This window comes from Nocardiopsis alkaliphila YIM 80379 (assembly GCF_000341005.1).
In the GTDB taxonomy this organism is placed as follows: domain Bacteria; phylum Actinomycetota; class Actinomycetes; order Streptosporangiales; family Streptosporangiaceae; genus Nocardiopsis; species Nocardiopsis alkaliphila.
Genome location: NZ_ANBD01000020.1, coordinates 12816 through 30019 on the forward strand (window position 1 = coordinate 12816; position 17204 = coordinate 30019).

A 17204-nucleotide genomic window follows, 5' to 3' on the forward strand; every position below is an offset into this window, starting at 1 on the left:
ACACGCTCCCAGAACCCGCACAGTCGTCTCTCGGACACTCCCGAACTTCGACCCGCACCATGCGTTCCAGGCGTCCGTGCGGTAAAAGCGGTACTTGGACGCCCGCGCTACGGCCGGTCCTCCCGCGCCCCGAGGGCGACGGAGGGGCCACGGCCCCGAGGGACACGAAGAGAGCGAAGGGAGGGAGCGACCCCATGGCCGCCCTGAACGGTCACGGTGGTCGCGGACCCCATGACCGAAACCGCCGATACCCAGCCCGGCTGGTTCTCCTCCGAGGAGTTGGAGAGCGTCCGTGCCCGTATGCCCGTGCTCTACGTCCAAGCGGTGCCCGTCCGGGTGGACGAGAGCGGATCGGTGACCCACGTGGGTCTGCTCATGCGCGCCGACCCGGATGGCAGCTTCAACCGTTCCGTGGTCTCGGGCCGAGTCCTGTACCACGAACGGGTTCGTGACGCGCTCCTTCGTCACCTGGAGAAGGACCTGGGTCCGGTCGCGCTGCCCCGCATCCCCAGCTCACCGCAGCCGTTCACGGTCGCCGAGTACTTTCCCACCCCCGGAATCACCCCGTTCCACGACCCCCGCCAGCACGCGGTGGCCATGGCCTACGTGGTGCCGGTGAGCGGCGACTGCCAGCCCCGACAGGACGCCCTCGACCTGGTGTGGTTCACCCCCGAGGAGGCCACGAGCCCGCAGGTGCGCGAGGAGATGCAGGGTGGCCAGGGCGTCCTGGTCCGTCAGGCCCTGGCCCACGTGGGTCACGCGCCCTGAACCCGCCGGGGCCGTTCCCTGTGAGCGGCCCCGCGGTCTCGGCTTCGAACATCTCGGGCCCGGACATAGGTGCCCTCCCAGGGCCCCAGGGCACGACATAGGCTGGAACCCATGCTCGACTCTCTCGTCGCCGACGTCCTCGCCCTCATACCCGAGGACGATGGCGACCCGCACCGCGTGATGATCGGATTGACCGGGGCTCCTGCGGCGGGAAAGTCCACTCTGGCCCGCTACCTGGTACACGCGGTCAACGAGGCTTCGGGAACGGGCATCGCCGGTTACCTGCCCATGGACGGCTATCACCTGTCCAACGTTCAGCTGGACCGGCTGGGTCGCCGAGATCGCAAGGGCGCCCCGGACACCTTCGACGCCCATGGCTACGTGGCGATGCTGAATCGACTGAGCATCGAGACCGATCACCCGATCTACGTGCCCGACTATGACCGCCGGTTGCACGAACCCGTGGCCGCCCGGCACGTGATCGAGCCACGCACCCGGCTGGTGGTGACCGAGGGCAACTACCTGGCCTCGGACTCCGAACCCTGGGTTCGGGTACGTCGACTGCTCACCGAACTCTGGTACGTGGAGGCCTCCGACCGGGTGCGCGAACGTCGGCTGCACCGACGCCAAAGGGCCGGCGGCGCCAGTGCGAGCGCCGCCCGGGCGTGGGTGGAGCGCAGCGATCGCGCCAACGGCGAACTGGTCAAAGCCGTTCGGGACAACTGCACCCGAGTGGTCCGGGTGAACAAGGTCCCGCGCGTTCGGTCCGATCATCGCTTCGGGCGCTGATCCTCAACGGGCGCCACCATCGGTCGGGCGGGGTGATCGGTCCTTCGACACCGAGGGGTCGTAGGACCGGCGAAGCCAGGACCCTCGGGGTCACAAGGCCCCGTTCCAGAGGGCTTTGGACTCTTGACGGCCACGGAGTGGCAGCTCGGCCGATCACCACTGGAAAAGGGTGACCCAAGGCACCACGGACTTTCAGGAGGTGAAGACGAAGCCGAACACCCCGCCCATAGACTCGGCCGTAGACCTGATGGACGGCAGCCGAAAAGAGTCCCCCATGCGCGAGACGGACGGCGAACACCTCGACCGATACGCACACGATCGGCTCTCGCTCCCCCAGGTTCGATTGGACGACCTGCTCGACGAGGTCCGGTCCCGGCTGAACGACATCTCCAAGACCCAGGAACGCATCCACACCCTGCTGGAAGCCGTGATCTCCATCGGTGAGGGCCTGGAGCTGGACCCCCTCCTGCTACGGATCGCCGAGACCGCCACCCGCTTGGTCAACGCACGCTACGGCGCGCTGGGGGTCATCGGCGCCGATGGGAACATGAGTCGGTTCATCCCGGTAGGGCTGGAACCGGACGAGATCTCCTGTATCGATCACTGGCCCCGAGGTGAGGGCATCCTGGGCCTGCTCATCAAGGAACCCGAACCTCTGCGCCTGAAGGACGTGCGCGACCATCCCGAGTCTCGTGGATTCCCCCAGGGGCACCCGCCCATGCACACCTTTCTCGGGGTACCCATCCGTATCCGCGACAAGGTGTTCGGCAACCTGTACATGACGGACAAGATCGACGGTGCCGAATTCACCGGCGACGACGAGATGCTGTTGCGCGCCCTGGCCACGGCGGCGGGCACCGCGATCGAGAACGCCCAACTATTCGCCCAGACACAGAGCCGGGAGACGTGGCTGGACGCCTCGGGGCAGATCACCACCCGACTGCTGTCCGGGGCCGCCCCCGAGGAGGTGCTGCGGCTGGTGGCCCGACGCGCCCGGGTGATGGCCCACGCCGACATCGCGGTGATCGCCATGCCCGGTGAGGACCCCCAGACCCTGACCGTGCGGGTTTGGGACGGCCCCGAGGGCCAACGCGATTCCCTGGCGGTCGGGGCTCGCGGAGCCACCCTGACCCGGGCCTCCAGCACTCTGCTGGGCCGGGTCTACCTGAGCGGTACCCCGGTGCAGACGGACGTGGCCGAGTTCGAGCACTCGGGAGTCGATTTCCTCACCCGGAGGGGGATGGGCCCGGTGGTGGTACTACCGTTCGGGCCGCCGGACGGGGCCCGGGGCGTGTTGGTGCTCGCACGTGATCAGGGACGCTCCGATTTCCAGGCCGGTTGGCTGAACATGTTGTCCTCGTTCGCGAACCAGGCGGCGGTGGCCCTGGAGTTGGCCGAGGCCCGGTTGGACTCCGAACGGTTGAGCGTATTGGAGGACCGGGACCGGATCGCCCGGGATCTGCACGACACGGTGATCCAGCGGCTCTACGCCACCGCCATCACGTTGATGGGGACGGTGCGTCGGATCGACGACGCCACGTCGTCCAAGCGAGTACAGGGCGCGGTGGACGACCTGGACGACACCATCCGACAGATCCGTTCGACGATCTTCGCGTTGCAGAGTTCGGCCGAGGACGACTCCTCGTGGTTGCGTTCACAGGTGTTGGAACTGGTCAACACCTCCGCCGAGACACTGGGTTTCGCGCCCCGGCTCCTCACCCAGGGGCCGTTGGACAACGCGGTGGACGAACAGGTGGGGACACACCTGGTGGCGGTGCTGCGCGAACTACTGTCGAACGTGGCGCGGCACTCGGGGGCGACCTCGGTGGACGTGGATTTGTCCGTGGACGCCGGTGAGGTGGTGCTACGAGTGTCCGACAACGGTCGGGGCGTCCCCGCGGGGGCGCCGCGCAGTGGACTGCGCAACCTGCACTCGCGCGCCGAGGAACTGGGCGGATCTATGGCGGTGGTCTCCGGTCCCACCGAGGGGACGGTGGTGGAGTGGGCCGCCCCCGCCCGGCGTGACGTCGAGGAGCGGCAGCCCTTGGAGGGGTGAGCTCCAAGGCCCGAGAACGAGGACCGGGCCTTCCCTGGTGGGGGCGGCCCGGTCGGGGTGCGCGAGGTTCAGGCGCTCTGGTCCATGGATAGACGCACGGCGTAGGCGGCGGCCTGGGTACGGCGGGCCATACCGAGTTTGGCCAGGACTCGGGAGACGTAGTTCTTCACCGTCTTCTCCGCCAGGTACATCCTGGCGCCGATCTCCCGGTTGGTCAGGCCCTCACCGATGAGCTCCAGGACACGGCGTTCCTGTTCGGTGAGCTCGCTCAGCGGGTCCTTGCGTCCGGCCTCCTCACGCAAGCGCTTGAGCATGCGCGTGGTGGACTCGGGATCCAACAGGGAACGCCCCTCGGCGACCGTGCGGACGGCACCGACCAGGTCGGTGCCGTGGATCTGCTTGAGGATGTAACCGGAAGCGCCCGCCATGACCGCCCCGTAGAGGGCTTCGTCGTCGGAGTAGGACGTGAGCATGAGCATACGGGTGTCGGGAAGCATCGAGCGGATGTCCCGGCAGACGGTGACGCCGTCGCCATCGGGGAGTCGCACGTCGAGCACGACCACGTCGGGTTCGAGTGCGGGCACCCTGGCCAGGGCCTGCGCGGCGGTCCCGGCCTCGCCGACCACCTCGATGCCCTCTTCGTCGTCCAGAAGTGATCCCACCCCTCGCCGGACGATCTCGTGGTCGTCCACCAGGAACACCCGAATCGTTGTGTCGCCGCCCATCAGGTGCGCACCTCCTCAGCACTGGTGACCTGAGGCGGCAGGGCCGCCCTGGGTTGTGGGCCTTGGCGTCGTCCGGTGCCCATCGTGGCGCACCGACCGGCCGCCCGAGCCGCGCGTTCGACCTCGGTCCGAGCGATCGGACCGAGCACATCCACCTTAAGTGGAGCACCCGCGGACCGGAGGAGGCGAACGGCCCTTTCCGTTTGAGCCCTGCGGCCCGAAGGGTACCGCGCAGGTAAGGACCTTCGCCACGCTCACCAGGGCTTCAGACCCCGGTCTCGGTGAACACGAGCGGTGACAATGGCGGAGGAGGCAAGGTATGGGGCACCACATTCGGGGGGCTTGTAATGGTTGAACCAAGCGGTGCCGGTTCGTCCGAGAGCAGGCGAGGTTCACTCACGGGGCCGGCCTCGCCCCCAGAACCACGGGAGGGCTCGGAGGGTTTCTCCGGAAGGGACCGGTCGCAGCAGGATCCCCTACCCGTGGAAGAGGACCTGGACGAGGGTGAGCGGGCCGGACTCTCCGTGCTGGACCGCGAAGCCTGTCTCGAGTTGTTGGCCACACGGGACATCGGACGAGTGGCCTTCACCATCGACGGAGACGCCGCGCCGACGGTTCTCCCGGTCAACTACGCGCTGGTCCACGACACCATCGTGTTCCGTTCCACGTTGGCCGGATCCATCATGCGTTACGCGCGTGGTTACGCGGCTTTCCAGGTCGACCGGCTCGATGAGGAACGGCGGGATGGTTGGAGCGTTCTGGCTTCGGGGCGCTGCCGATGGGTCCGAGACCCCGGAGAGCTGGAACGCATCCCTCAAGGAAGGCTGCCTCGACCATGGGCGGAAGGCCCTCGTGACCAGGTCCTGAAGCTCACGCCGGCGCGCCTGACCGGTCGACGACTCCATCGCCCGTGAATCCACTGCTCGAAGTCGATCGGGCGAGCCCACGGGCCCACTCGACCGACTTCTTGTTCGTTTTGTGATATTCGGGGTATCCGGGTCGGCATGGGAGTACAAAGTCGACCCCAGGCCCGGTGTGTCCCTCTCCGGCAAGGCCACGGCGCGGAGACCATCCCTGCGTGCGCCGGCTGTCAGACCATCCCTTGCCCGATCGACGTCGAAGCCCTCGTGGCCTGCCCGAGGGCGTCCTGATGCGAGCCGTGTGGGCACGCGCGTTCCTCGGCTTCGGGGCGACCCTCACCACGACCCTGTTCCTCGTCTCGGGCAGCGCCCTGAGCGACCACGCCACCGCACTGACCATGCCCTCTTCCTCCGCTCCACGAGAACCCGGCCCCCAGACCTCCCCCGATCAGGCACAGATCCACGTACTCTCCTCGCGCCCCGACACCGTCATGGGCGACAGCGCGCTGGTACGGGTACGCCCACCGCACCCGTTCGAACCCCACGTGATGCGCCTGGAGGTGGAGGGGCGTGACGTCACCGACGCCCTACACCCGGTCCATCTACCCGGGACGGGCCGGGTCTTGGAGGGTGTGGTGACGGACCTGCCGGAGGGGCCTTCCACCCTGGTCGCCTCCGTCGACCCACCCGAGGACGACGATGGGGCCCCCAGGGCGGTGAGCCTGACCGTGACCAGCCATCCCGAGAGCGGCCCGGTGTTCTCGGGGCCGCACCAGGAACCCTTCGTGTGCCGAACCCAGGATTTCGAACTCGCCTGGGGTGGCTCACTGGGTGAGCCGCTGAACGAGGCCTGCTCCGCACCGACCAGGGTCGGGTACGTGTACCGGACCACCGCCGGCGAGTTCGAGGCGCTACCACCAGGAGACCGGTTGCCCTCCGACACGGCCACCACGACCACCTCCACCGGCGCCGAGGTACCCTACACGGTGCGGGTGGAGACCGGTACGGTCAACCGCTCGGTGTACGAGACGGCCATCCTGCACGATCCCCGCGACCCCGAACCCGACCCATGGGCCCCACCCCAAGGATGGAATCGGCGCCTGGTGTACAAGTTCGGCGGCGGCTGCCCCGGTGGCTGGTACGTCCAGGGCACCCGCACCGCGGGGGTGGTGGACCACGGCATGCTCTCTCAGGGGTACGCGGTGGCCTCGGCCTCCCTCAACGTCTTCGGCAACAACTGCAACGACCTGCTCGCCGCCGAGACCATGAACGGGGTCAAGGAACGCTTCATCCTCGGCCACGGCGTCCCCAACCACACCCTGGGATGGGGTTCCTCCGGCGGCGCCTACCAGGCCCACCAGATCGCCGACAACCATCCAGGACTACTGGACGGGATCGTGGTCTCACAGAGCTATCCGGACGTGGGGTTCGCGACCGTGCCCGCGGTGACCGACGCCCTGCTCCTGCGCTCCTACGTCGAAGCGCACCCCGGCGCGCTCACCCGGGAACAGCAGCGCGCCGTCTCCGGGTTCGGCTCCTGGGAGGGGATCGACGCGATGGCCGAGGCCGCCGCCCGAATCGATCCCCAAGGAGTGTGCCCGAGTGCGCTGCCACGGGAGCGGCGCTATCACCCCGAGGAGAACCCCGACGGGGCACGCTGCGACCTGTACTCGCACACCGTCAACGTGTACGGCACCGACCCGGCCACCGGGCTGCCCAGGCGTCCCCTGGACAACGTAGGGGTCCAGTACGGGCTGGGAGCACTGGTGGAGGGCGACATCGACGTCGACGAGTTCCTACACCTGAACGAGCACATCGGCGGGTTCGACCCCGACGGTCGGGTGGTGGCCGAGCGCACCGAAGGTGACCGGAAGGCCATCGCGGCCGCCCATGACAGTGGGCGTCTGCTACACGGGGGCGGCGGCCTGGCCGACATCCCGATCGTGGACCACCGCCCCTACCAGGACGCCGCGCCCGGCGGCGACATCCACATGCGCTACCACTCCTTCTCCACCCGAGACCGGTTGGAGGCGGCCAACGGCACCGCCGCCAACCACGTGATGCTGGTGGAGCCACACCGGAACGGTGTGTTCGGGGCCGACCAACCGATAGCCGGACGTGCCCTGAGGGAGTTGGACGCCTGGGTGGGCGCCGCCGCACTGGACGCGCGCATCCGCCCCGACTCCACGTCCGGCGAACGCCTGGAGCGGACCCGACCCGAGTGGTTGACCGACTCCTGTTGGATCGGTGGCGAACGCGTGGTCGCGCCCCAACTTCCGCTGCCGGCGGGTCGAGGCGACAGGTGCGCCGATGCCTTCCCCGTGCACGCCTCTCCTCGGATCGTGGCGGGTGGGCCGCTCTCCTCGGACGTGATCAAGTGCCGAACCATCCCGTTCGAGGAAGCCGAGCATCCCGCCGAGTTCGACGCCGAACAGACCGAGTGGGCTCGGGAGGTCTTCGCCGACGGGGTGTGCGACTGGTCCCGGCCGGGGGTCGAACAGCGGGCACCGAAGGGTCCCTGGCAGTTCTTCTAGCGGTTCTTTCGACCTCCCGTAACGCCTGACCAGGCACGGGAGCAACCAAAGCGAGTCCGGGGGCGTCCTAGATCGCGTCACCGATCCTCTCGTTCGTCCCAGGAGCCCCCTGTGTCCGACATCCCCCAGGCCGTCATCCCCTTCGTGATCGACCGCGCCGCCGCCGAGGCCTCCCTGGCCCGCTGGGCCGAGCGATTGTGGTTCGTGCCGCGCAAGGTGCGAAGGTTGCGCACCCTGGAGGACCTGCGTCCGGTGTTCGTGCCCTATCGGGTGTTCGAGGCCGACACCGTCTCCCACTACACGGGGCGGCGCGGGAAGTACTACTGGGTGGAGCGCGAGACCAAGGACCCCCACAACCGGTCGCACGAGGTAAGGGAGACGTCCTGGAAGCGGGCCCAGGGCACGCTGAGGCGGCACTTCGGCGACGTGGTGGTGTGCGCGGCCACCCGCCCGGCCGGGGCCGAGAAGTTGGACTCCTGGTTGTTGAACAAGGTCGTGCCCTATACCCCCGAAGCGGTGGGCGGGATCGAGGTGGTGGCGGTGGACACCGATGTGGAGGAAGGGTGGGAACGGGCCGAGCAGGTGATGGCGCGGATCATCGAAGAAGCGTGCATGGACGAGATCGGCGGCGACGAGCAGCGAGTGGACACGCTGGAGAGCACTCTGTCCGAGCGCGTCCACACCCTGGCGCTGATGCCGGTGTGGGCGGGGTCCTACCGATTCCGGGGACGGGTGTGGCCGGTGGTGGTGAACGGGCGCACCGGACACGTGGAGGGTGAGCACCCCTACAGCAAGGTCAAACTGGCGACGGCGTTCGCGGCACTGATCGCACTGGCGGAGCTGACCAGGGAGATGTTCTTCGGCTGAGGGCCCCAAGACGCCGCTTCGCGTTTCGGGAGCGGGTCAGTCGCGGGGGCGATGGAGCACGAACATGCCCCCGTACACGGGGTGGTCGAGGCGTTCGTCGTCGCTGGCCACGTACTCGTCCAAGATCGCGACGATCCGTTGTTCGAGTTCGGTGAGTTGTTCCTCGCTCAGGTGCAGGGCGAACCGGGCGTAGGTGCGCACCGAATCCGGCCCCGCGTTGTCGAGTTCCTCCTGGAACGCCTGGATCGGAGCGATGCGTTCGGTCGGGTCCTCCCCCGTGAGCGGCCCGTCCAACCACCAACTGGCGCGCGTGGCGCGGTAGGGCTTTTCCAGGGCTCCCCCACTGCCGGTGCGCACGGGAGCGGCGCTCAGAAACCCTGCCTCCACCAATTGACGCACGTGGTACAGGACGGTACCGGGCGAGGTCTCCAGACGATCGGCGAGTTCCTTGTTGGTCAGCTCGCGCAGCAGACACTCGCGCAGGATGCGCAGGCGGAGGGGGTGACCCAAGGCCTTGGCCTCACGGGCGGTAGCGGGACGGCGTTTCCCGGGTTCAGGGGTGGAAGGTGGGCTCTGCTCCGACTCGCTCATGGGTCCACGGTAGACGATCGACCAATATCGATCGATTGAGTTTTCTCGATCGATCTGCCATTGTCGATCCATGGTCGACAACGACGGACCCACACCCTCCACTCCCGTGTCCGACACCATGACCGCCCACAGCCCCTTGGGCGGCTCCTTCTGGCGACTTTGGACCTCATCGGGGTTGTCCAACCTCGCCGACGGCGCACTGAAGGTCGCCCTGCCCCTGCTGGCCCTGCGTCTGACCGACTCCCCCATGCTCATCGCCGGAATCGCCGTGGCCCTGAGCCTTCCCTGGTTGCTGTTCGCGCTGCCCGCCGGGGCCTTGGCCGACCGATTCGACAGGCGCCTGAGCATGGTCGGCGCCAACGCCTTACGAGCCGCCCTGCTCCTGGCCTTGGCGTTCGGCCTGGCCCTGGACCTCGGTTCGATCGGGCTGCTGTACGCGGTGGCCTTCGGTATCGGAATCGCCGAGACCCTCTATGACACCTCGGCACAGTCGATCCTGCCGCAGCTCGTGCCCAGGCGCCTCCTGTCCCGGGCCAACGGCCGCCTGTACGCCGCGGAATTGACCGCGCAGGAGTTCATCGGCCCACCGCTGGGCGGTGTCCTGGTCGCGGCGAGTGTCGCCTTGGCTCTGGTAACGCCCGCAGCACTGTGGGTGGCGGCGTTCGGTCTGTTGTTGTTGCTGCCCGGACGGTTCCGGGTGGAGCGGACCGGCCCGGACGCGAGCATGCGGGCCGACATCGCCGAAGGGGTGCGGTTCTTATGGGGTGACGGGCTGCTGCGCCGCTTCGCCATCATGGTCGGGGCGTCCAACTTCGCCACCCAGGCCGGATTCGCCGTACTGGTGCTCTTCGTGGTGGGCCCCGATTCGCCCTTGGGCCTGCCTGAAGCGGCCTTCGGACCGCTGTTGGCCGTGACCGCGGTGGGGAGTGTCCTCGGTTCCTTCCTGGCGGAGGGGATCGAACGGCGTTTGGGGCGCACCTGGGCACTACGGATGTGCGTGATATGTTTCGCGATCCTGATCGGGGCCCCAGGGGCGGCCGCGAGTGTGTGGCCGGTCGCGGTGGGCCTGTTCGTGGGTGGGATGGCCATCTGCGTATGGAACGTCATCACCGTGTCGCTGCGTCAGCGATTGACACCCGACACCCTGCTGGGCCGGGTCAACAGCGTCTACCGGCTGCTGGCCTGGGGCACCATGCCGCTGGGCGCCGCCACGGGCGGGATCCTGGCGACCCTGATCGGGCTGCGGCCCATGTACCTGCTGTTGGGAGGCTTGATGCTGTTGCTGTTACTGCCGTTGATGCGGCTGAGCGACGCGGAGATGGACCAGGCCGAGGCCCGAGTCCACAAGACCGCAGGGTGATTCCTTGGACCTTCACGGCACCCGCCCATGAGGATGGAGCGCATGGATCTTTCCGAACCCGCGTCCCCGACCGAGGACGACGTCGAGGTGTTGGAGGGCGGTAACGTCGCCGAATCCGTGTTGCGGGTGGGCGCCACCGTGCGCAAACCGTGGCTGCCCTCCTCCCCCACCGTGGCCGAACTCCTGCGTCACCTGCGCCGGTGCGGATACCCGGCCGCACCGAACGCCTACGGGCAACGCCCGAAGGGTTTCCAGAGTCTGGAGTACGTGCCCGGCACCCTGGCCGACCGTATGGCGCCGATGACCAGCGACGAACTGCGCCGGGTCGGTGCGCTGATCAGGCGCCTGCACGACCTCACCACCGACTTCCGCCCTGGGAAGGACGCGGTGTGGGAATCGGTCTTCCCGCCTGAGGAGGGCGAGGTGATCTGCCACTACGACCTGGCTCCGTGAAACCTGGTCCGTGGTGCGGGCCCCGACGGTGGCGAACGCTGGTGCTTCATCGACTGGGACGGTGCCGCGCCCGGCACCCGGACGGGCGACCTGGGCTACGCCGCCCACGGATTCGTCCCCCTGCACTCGGGTGAGGACCCCCAGAACCAGGGGCATCGGCTCCGGGCGCTGGCCGAGGGATACGGCTGCGACAGCGCTCAACGCCGTGATCTGCCCTGGGCGGCACTGCGTCGGGTGCGCGGCATGTTCGAGCTGCTGGAGGAGGGTGCGCGCACCGGTACCCGGCCCTGGGCCCGGCTGCACGCCGAAGGGCACGCCGACCACTGGGGCGCTGCCGCGTCCCACATCGAACAGCATGCGAATTCGTGGGCCCGGATGCTGACCGCCCCTGATGTCCGTCCGGTTCAGTCCGGTCGGACCCAGGCGAAGGCCGCCGAGACGGGGTGACCACGGAACCGTTCCCACTTGGGCTTGGCCGCCACCCATGCGTCGTCCACCACGGCCTCCTCGAGCCGTTCCAGGTGCCACCCGGCCCCCAACGCGGCGCGTACGTGGTCGCTGATCAGGTGGACGTGGGTGGTGATGGCGACCTCCTCCCCCATCGCATCGGTGAAGTGGGTGGGCATACCGGAGACCATGATGAACTGCGGGTGGTAGGCGACCAATATGCAGTGTCCGCCCGGCTTGGCGAGCCGCGATGCCTCGGTGTAGAAGGGGTCGAGCGCGGGCAGGTGCTCGTCGATGAGCGAGGCGATGACCAGGTCGTAGGAGCCGCCGGGCAGACCTGTGGCGCGCACGTCGCCCTGAGTGAGGGTGTCGTGGGCGCCGCGCTCTTCGGCCAGTGCGAGCATGCCGGCGCTCAGGTCCACCCCGTCCACGTGCGATACGCCTCGTTCGCGCAGCCAGGTGCCGGTGCGTCCGGTCCCGCACCCCAGGTCGGCGGCTCGGTTGATCATGCTCCAGTCAGGAGTGGTCAGACCATCGAGCAGGGCCAGGTCCATGGCGTCCAGGACCGAATCCTCGTAGGTCATCGACCAGCCGTCATAACCCGTGGCCACGTCAACGGTGGGATAGTGGCGGGTGTCGAAGGCGGAGAAGTCGGCCATGGGGTCGAGTATTCCGCGATCGAAGGGGCGCGGCCACCGGTTTTCGCCACCCTCGCCCCTGACGGAAAAACCCGTTGCCGCCCCCGACCCGTTTCTCCTAGGGTGAGCGCCATGTCAGCCTTCCACGCGATCTTCGAGGGCACGCAGACCCGGTCCGCGTTCGCCTTCGCACGGCTGCGGTCCGCACACCCGGACCGGTAGTCAGGCCCCTTTGAGCGCACCGCCGTTTCCGCACCCTCAGCGGGTGTGACGTCGGCGGTGCCGGGGTCCGTCCTCACTTCGTCGCAGCCGTCGTCCTCACCGGTCCGGGTCCAGCCGACATCCCTTTTCTCCCTTCGGGCGGTCGGCCGGCGGACCCCTGCCCTCACCTCGTGACGCGCCAGGCTCGGGCGTGGGCTCCGCCGTGACCGTTCCGCCCTCGTCGGCCACCCGCCGGTGGCGAAACGGACCACGCATGTCACGCACGAGGCACGACGCACGTCGACGCCTGTCCCAGAATTTCCTCGTCGACCCCGCCACCGCCCGTTGGGTGGTGCGCACCGCCCGGGTGGGCCCTCGGGACCTGGTGGTGGAGGTCGGTCCGGGTGAGGGCGCCCTCACCCGGTTCCTGACCCGTAGCGCCGGACGGGTCCTGGCCCACGAACTCGATCCACGTCTGGCCGACCGTTTGGCCGAGCGCTATCGGGAGCGCGCCCCGAACCTGAGGGTGCTGCGCGGGGACTTCACCCGTTCTCGCCCGCCCCGAACCCCGTTCGTGGTGGTGGGCAACATTCCCTATTCACGCACCTCCGACATCGTTCGTTGGTGTTTGAACGCACCTCATCTGACCTCGGCCACGCTCATCACTCAGCTGGAGTACGCGCGCAAGCGCACCGGGGCCTACGGGAAGTGGAGTCGGTTGACCGTACTGACCTGGCCGGAGTGGTCGTGGACCCTGGCCGGGCGCATCGATCGGGCCCGGTTCCGGCCCGTTCCCCGGGTCGATTCGGGTCTTTTGGTGTTGCGCGCACGCGAGGAGCCCCTGCTGCCCCGGAAGCTTCTGGGCGAGTACCGGCGTCTGGTGGAACTCGGGTTCGGTGGTCTGGGCGGTTCGCTCTCGGCCTCCCTGCGCCGCGTCCACGATCGGCGTCGGGTGACACGCGCACTTCGCGAAGCCGAGGTGGACGAGCGCGCCCCGGTCGGTTCGGTGAGGCCCGAGCAGTGGGTGAGGCTGACCGAGATCATGGCCGGCTGAGGCCCCGTCCCTACCGGGAAATCACACTGTTCTCCCTTAGCGTGAGAACATGCGACGAATCACACCTTACGCACTGTTGTTGCCATTGGTACTCGCCGCCGCCGGCTGTACCTCCCCGGAGCAGGAGGTCTCCTTGGAGGGGCCGGCGGCGACGAGTCCCGGCGAGGAAAGCGACCCCGATACCACGAACGAGGGTGCTCAGGACTTCGACGCCTCGGACGAGACCGAGGGTTCCTCAGGCGCCGACGGTGCGCTGGGCTTCGGGGAGAGCGCCGCCTTCCCGCATCCGGTGGGCGCCTACGAAGAGGAGTTCCAGGACGGGGTGGCCGAAGAGGTCGTCTACACCGTGGACGAGGTCGCCTCGGACGGGGCGGGGGGCGTGGAGTTCACGCTCACCGTCGAGGTGCCCGAACTGGGAAGGGTCTTCGGTCTGGGCAACATGACCGTGGACTGCGTCTACGACGAGGTCGCCCACACCGCGACCAGTGACGCCCCGGTGGAGGTCGAGACCGGAACCCACCCGATGGACATGAGGTGTCAGGCGCCCCAAGGCGCGGAGCGGATGACCGTGGTCATGCTCAACGGCGAGGACGAGGCCACCTGGGCCGGGCCTTTGCGCTAGGTTCCGTGGATGCCGCCGGTCGCGCGAGGGGGTACGTATTCGCGGAACACGCCCTGGATCCCTCACGTTCGCACGACGGCGAAGCACTCCCCCGGAAGAACCACCCCGGTCCTTCGAATCCGAGGACGCCCGTTGCCGAGCAGCAGTTCTCGGGGGGAGGTGTCCAAAGCCACTTCGCTCTCCTCTCCGGCCAGGTTGCACACCAGGCGCAGGGAGCCACGGGTGAGGACGAGTCGTCGTCCGTCCTCACTCGCCCTCACCCCGAATCGGTCCAGTCGGGGGTCGGACAACTCCGGTTCGGTCCGGCGCAGGGCGATGAGGGCCCGGTAGGTCTCCAACACGAACCCGTGGGGCCCTTCCCGGCTCTGGGTCCAGTCCAGCACGGCACCGTCCCGTGTGGCCGGGTCCATGGGGTCGGGTATCTCCTCCTCCGCCCAACCCAGGGCGGCGAACTCGCGACGACGTCCCGAGCGCACCCCCTCGATGAGGTCCGGGTCGGTGAAGGAGGCGAAGAACGGCCAGGGCGTGGTGGCACCCCATTCCTCCCCCATGAAGATCATCGGGGTGTAGGGCGAGCACAACACCAGGGCGGCTCCACAGGTCAGCAATCCCGGGGAGAGGTGTTCGCCCATCCGGTCTCCGCGTGCACGGTTGCCGATCTGGTCGTGGGTGCTCAGGTAGCCGAGGAATCGACTGCCGGGGACGCGGTGGGTGTCGACGGGGGCGCCGTGGCCGCGTCCACGGAAGGTGGAAGGACCACCGTTGTGCCGAAAGACGTGCCCTAGGACCTCGGCGAGCACCGTGGGGCCTGCGAAGTCGGCGTAGTAGCCGTGGGTCTCTCCGGTCAGGGCCACGTGCAGGGCGTGGTGCAGGTCGTCGGACCACTGTGCGGTCATGCCCAGACCGCCGGCGTCGCGGGACAGGACGGTGCGCGGGTCGTTGCGGTCGGATTCGGCGATCAAGGACAGGGGCCGCCCCAGTCCGGTGGCCAAGGCGTCCACGGCCTCGGAGAGTTCGGCCAGGAGCGGGATGGCGCGGTCGTCGCGCAGGGCGTGCACCGCGTCCAGGCGCAGACCGTCCAGGTGGTAGTGGCGCAACCAGTCCAAGGCGCCTTGGACGACCAGGTCGCGGACCGGGTCGGAGTGGGGTCCGTCCAGGTTGAGGGAGGGCCCCCAGGCGTTCTCGCCGTGGAAGTAGGGGCCGAAGCGCGGTAGGTAGGCGCCGGAGGGGCCGAGGTGGTTGTAGACGACGTCGAGGAGGACGGCGAGTCCTCGGCGATGACAGGCGTCGACGAATCCCTTGAGGGCGTCGGGTCCGCCGTAGGGTTCGTGGACGGCGGACCACAGGACTCCGTCGTAGCCCCAGCCGTGGGTGCCGTCGAAGGCGTTGAGCGGCATGAGTTCGACGTGGGTGACGCCGAGTTCGACCAGGTGGTCGAGGTGTTCGATGGCGGCGGTGAGGGTGCCCTCGGCGGTGAAGGTGCCCACGTGGAGTTCGTAGATCACGCCCCCGGCCAGTGGGCGCCCGGTCCAGTGGTGGTCACTCCAGTGGTGAGCGTGGTGGTCGTAGACGCGGCTGGGGGCGTGGACGCCTTCGGGTTGCCACAGCGAGCGCGGGTCGGGCAGGGCCTGCGCGTCCTCGTCGAGGAGGTAGGCGTAGTCGGATCCCGGGCCGGCCCCGGGGACCGTGGTGTGCCACCAGCCGTGGTCGTCACGGTCCATGGGATGATCGGTACCGTCCACTCGGACGCGGACCCGTTCGGTGTGGGGTGCCCAGAGTGAGAAGTCTCCGTGGACCCCGCGTCCGGGGGTGGTGGTCGAGGTCGGTTTCCTGGCCGGTTCGTTCACGCCGGGTGACCTACCCAGCGTGTGGCCGCACCGAACCGCCCTCCTTCGGCACCGAGGGTGATCGTCGTTGCGCGTCCCGTGCCATGCGTTCGATTGCTCTTACCAAGGGGGAGGGTTTTCTGACCTGCTGCTCAGGCCGAGGACCCCGGTTACCAGGGCCGCCGGTGATCAGCGGGGCCCGGCGGGTCCGGTTCCGGACCGGTAGGTGCCCACCCGCACGGAGGCGGTGACCCGGACCGGATCGGGCAGGACCGCCACCCGCGCGGCCAATTCCTCGCGGGTGACGTGACGGGCGCTGGGTCCCATACCCACCACGGTGAGCGCGTCCTGGTGGGGCAGGTCCATGTCGAAGCGCACCCTCCTCGCCTCGGCCGGGGCGAAGTGGCCGTGCAGACTCTCGGCGAGGCGTTCGTCCTTGCGGGGGTCCACCTCCAGCAGGCCCAGGGCGGTGCGCAACTCGGCGAGGTGGTCGGCCTCTGGGGTGACCACGACCAGCGTTCCGATGGGCTTGAGCACCCGCTGGAACTCGGCCGCGTTGCGGGGCGCGAACACGTTGAGCACCACGTCGACCGATCCGGTGGCCAAGGGCAGGGCGCGCCAGGAGTCGGCGGTGACGGCTCCGGCCCGGGAATGCGCCTTGGCCGCCTTGCGAGCGGCGAACTTGGATACGTCGGTGGTCAGACCGACCGCCTCTGGCAGAGCGTCCAGAACCTGGGCCAGGTAGTATCCGGTGCCGCCTCCCACGTCCACGATCAAGGGTGCTGCGGCGATGGGTCCATCGGACAGGACCTTGACGAGGGCACGACCGATGGGGTCGTAGTGGCCGGCCGTCTGGAAGCGCAGCCGGTCGGCGACCATCTCCTTGCCGTCCCCGGTCCCGGGCGGGGTGGCGCCGGTGAGCAGTCCCGCGTAGCCCTCCCTGGCGACGTTGAAGCCGTGCCGGGAGGGACAGGTGAGTCCGCTCGGGTCCTGGGCCAGGGCCTGTCCGCAGACGGGGCAGGTCAGCGCGGCCGTCACGGATTCCGGCATACGAAGCCGTGGGCCGGTGTGGGTGTTCGCCATGATCGCCGTCAGCCTACCGGCGTTCGACTCCTGGCCAGTACGGCGACCGGGTAGCGATCCAGGACCTCGGCCAGGTGGGCGATGGTGAGGCCGTCCATCCGTTCGGGGGCCACAGGACGCCCGGTCAACAGGTCGGTCCAGGTTCCCGGGCCCGAGGGCAGGGGCAGAACGGTCTCACCCCACCCACCGCTGTCGGCCAGGGTGAGCGGCATCCGAGTGGCGACCACGGCCAGGGCGGGTTCGCGGGAACCGCGGGTGGTGCGGGCGAAGGCCAGGGCGTGGTCGGCGCCTGGACCTTCCGCCCACAGCGGCAGGGAGCCGGGGGGGCAC

General features: G+C 68.8%; 16 protein-coding genes and 1 pseudogene (1 of these 17 only partly in view). 10 read left to right on the top strand and 7 right to left on the bottom strand.

The window, feature by feature from the left end:
• Window positions 1–231: 231 nt before the first annotated feature.
• From D472_RS0102335 to D472_RS0102345, 3 genes are all read left to right on the top strand, one after another.
• On the top strand, window positions 232–768 hold the full coding sequence (locus D472_RS0102335) for an NUDIX hydrolase family protein (protein ID WP_026117306.1): 537 nt from the start codon (window positions 232–234) through the stop codon (window positions 766–768).
• A 69-nt stretch (window positions 769–837) separates the two neighbouring features.
• A complete protein-coding gene (locus tag D472_RS0102340; RefSeq protein ID WP_275040586.1) occupies window positions 838–1557 on the top strand; it encodes a nucleoside/nucleotide kinase family protein in 720 nt (239 codons plus the stop codon).
• Window positions 1558–1831: 274 nt separating this feature from the next.
• Complete coding sequence (locus D472_RS0102345; protein WP_017602895.1) at window positions 1832–3613, top strand: sensor histidine kinase; 1782 nt, start codon at window positions 1832–1834, stop codon at window positions 3611–3613.
• A 68-nt stretch (window positions 3614–3681) separates the two neighbouring features.
• Here the strand turns inward: D472_RS0102345 and D472_RS0102350 are convergent, their stop codons facing one another.
• On the bottom strand, window positions 3682–4338 hold the full coding sequence (locus D472_RS0102350) for a response regulator (RefSeq protein ID WP_017602896.1): 657 nt from the start codon (window positions 4336–4338) through the stop codon (window positions 3682–3684).
• Window positions 4338–4487, bottom strand: a complete 150-nt coding sequence (locus tag D472_RS28390) for a hypothetical protein (protein WP_017602897.1) — start codon at window positions 4485–4487, stop codon at window positions 4338–4340. Before D472_RS28390 ends, D472_RS0102350 begins: the two co-directional genes overlap by 1 nt.
• Before the next feature lie 198 nt (window positions 4488–4685).
• Between D472_RS28390 and D472_RS0102360 the strand changes: the two genes are divergently transcribed.
• From D472_RS0102360 to D472_RS24640, 3 genes are all read left to right on the top strand, one after another.
• The gene (locus D472_RS0102360) at window positions 4686–5252 is read left to right on the top strand and encodes a pyridoxamine 5'-phosphate oxidase family protein (protein WP_026117307.1); all 567 of its coding nucleotides are present in this window, start codon (window positions 4686–4688) and stop codon (window positions 5250–5252) included.
• 164 nt (window positions 5253–5416) lie between these two features.
• Entirely contained in the window at window positions 5417–7732 is a 2316-nt protein-coding gene (locus D472_RS0102365) for a DUF6351 family protein (protein ID WP_239642893.1), read from the top strand.
• 111 nt (window positions 7733–7843) lie between these two features.
• On the top strand, window positions 7844–8599 hold the full coding sequence (locus tag D472_RS24640) for a hypothetical protein (RefSeq protein ID WP_017602900.1): 756 nt from the start codon (window positions 7844–7846) through the stop codon (window positions 8597–8599).
• Between the two features lie 36 nt (window positions 8600–8635).
• Here the strand turns inward: D472_RS24640 and D472_RS0102375 are convergent, their stop codons facing one another.
• The gene (locus D472_RS0102375) at window positions 8636–9190 is read right to left on the bottom strand and encodes a winged helix-turn-helix domain-containing protein (protein ID WP_026117308.1); all 555 of its coding nucleotides are present in this window, start codon (window positions 9188–9190) and stop codon (window positions 8636–8638) included.
• A gap of 70 nt (window positions 9191–9260) precedes the next feature.
• On the opposite strand from D472_RS0102375, the gene D472_RS0102380 reads away from it, so the two are divergent.
• Both D472_RS0102380 and D472_RS26555 read left to right on the top strand, forming a co-directional pair.
• Complete coding sequence (locus tag D472_RS0102380; protein ID WP_017602902.1) at window positions 9261–10550, top strand: MFS transporter; 1290 nt, start codon at window positions 9261–9263, stop codon at window positions 10548–10550.
• 42 nt (window positions 10551–10592) lie between these two features.
• A pseudogene (locus D472_RS26555) lies at window positions 10593–11450 on the top strand (phosphotransferase).
• Here the strand turns inward: D472_RS26555 and D472_RS0102390 are convergent.
• Complete coding sequence (locus tag D472_RS0102390) at window positions 11408–12109, bottom strand: class I SAM-dependent DNA methyltransferase (protein ID WP_017602904.1); 702 nt, start codon at window positions 12107–12109, stop codon at window positions 11408–11410. The pseudogene D472_RS26555 and the gene D472_RS0102390 overlap by 43 nt on opposite strands.
• A 454-nt stretch (window positions 12110–12563) precedes the next feature.
• On the opposite strand from D472_RS0102390, the gene erm reads away from it, so the two are divergent.
• Together erm and D472_RS0102405 are read left to right on the top strand one after the other, a co-directional pair.
• The gene (gene erm / locus D472_RS0102400; protein ID WP_017602906.1) at window positions 12564–13343 is read left to right on the top strand and encodes an ErmE/ErmH/ErmO/ErmR family 23S rRNA (adenine(2058)-N(6))-methyltransferase; all 780 of its coding nucleotides are present in this window, start codon (window positions 12564–12566) and stop codon (window positions 13341–13343) included.
• A 49-nt stretch (window positions 13344–13392) separates the two neighbouring features.
• Window positions 13393–13965, top strand: a complete 573-nt coding sequence (locus D472_RS0102405; protein WP_017602907.1) for a hypothetical protein — start codon at window positions 13393–13395, stop codon at window positions 13963–13965.
• A gap of 62 nt (window positions 13966–14027) precedes the next feature.
• Here the strand turns inward: D472_RS0102405 and treZ are convergent, their stop codons facing one another.
• The 3 genes from treZ to treY form a co-directional block, all read right to left on the bottom strand.
• The gene (treZ, locus tag D472_RS0102410; RefSeq protein ID WP_017602908.1) at window positions 14028–15812 is read right to left on the bottom strand and encodes a malto-oligosyltrehalose trehalohydrolase; all 1785 of its coding nucleotides are present in this window, start codon (window positions 15810–15812) and stop codon (window positions 14028–14030) included.
• Window positions 15813–15980: 168 nt separating this feature from the next.
• Window positions 15981–16874 (bottom strand): putative RNA methyltransferase, encoded by an 894-nt coding sequence (locus D472_RS0102415; RefSeq protein WP_017602909.1) that lies wholly within the window; start codon window positions 16872–16874, stop codon window positions 15981–15983.
• An 8-nt stretch (window positions 16875–16882) separates the two neighbouring features.
• Window positions 16883–17204, bottom strand: the final stretch of a protein-coding gene (treY, locus tag D472_RS0102420) for a malto-oligosyltrehalose synthase (protein WP_026117309.1). Its footprint extends 2048 nt past the window's final position; 322 of the gene's 2370 nt are visible here — the last part of the coding sequence; its start codon lies beyond the right edge, outside the window; it ends in the stop codon at window positions 16883–16885.

Excerpts from the sequence above, each read along its gene's own strand:
- D472_RS0102360 (WP_026117307.1), top strand. The coding sequence starts at position 4,686 with ATGGTTGAACCAAGCGGTGCCGGTTCGTCCGAGAGCAGGCGAGGTTCA.
- D472_RS0102350 (WP_017602896.1), bottom strand. The coding sequence starts at position 4,338 with ATGGGCGGCGACACAACGATTCGGGTGTTCCTGGTGGACGACCACGAG.
- D472_RS0102345 (WP_017602895.1), top strand. The coding sequence starts at position 1,832 with ATGCGCGAGACGGACGGCGAACACCTCGACCGATACGCACACGATCGG.
- D472_RS0102335 (WP_026117306.1), top strand. The coding sequence starts at position 232 with ATGACCGAAACCGCCGATACCCAGCCCGGCTGGTTCTCCTCCGAGGAG.
- D472_RS0102380 (WP_017602902.1), top strand. The coding sequence starts at position 9,261 with ATGGTCGACAACGACGGACCCACACCCTCCACTCCCGTGTCCGACACC.
- D472_RS0102375 (WP_026117308.1), bottom strand. The coding sequence starts at position 9,190 with ATGAGCGAGTCGGAGCAGAGCCCACCTTCCACCCCTGAACCCGGGAAA.
- D472_RS0102415 (WP_017602909.1), bottom strand. The coding sequence starts at position 16,874 with ATGGCGAACACCCACACCGGCCCACGGCTTCGTATGCCGGAATCCGTG.
- D472_RS0102390 (WP_017602904.1), bottom strand. The coding sequence starts at position 12,109 with ATGGCCGACTTCTCCGCCTTCGACACCCGCCACTATCCCACCGTTGAC.
- D472_RS0102405 (WP_017602907.1), top strand. The coding sequence starts at position 13,393 with ATGCGACGAATCACACCTTACGCACTGTTGTTGCCATTGGTACTCGCC.
- erm (WP_017602906.1), top strand. The coding sequence starts at position 12,564 with ATGTCACGCACGAGGCACGACGCACGTCGACGCCTGTCCCAGAATTTC.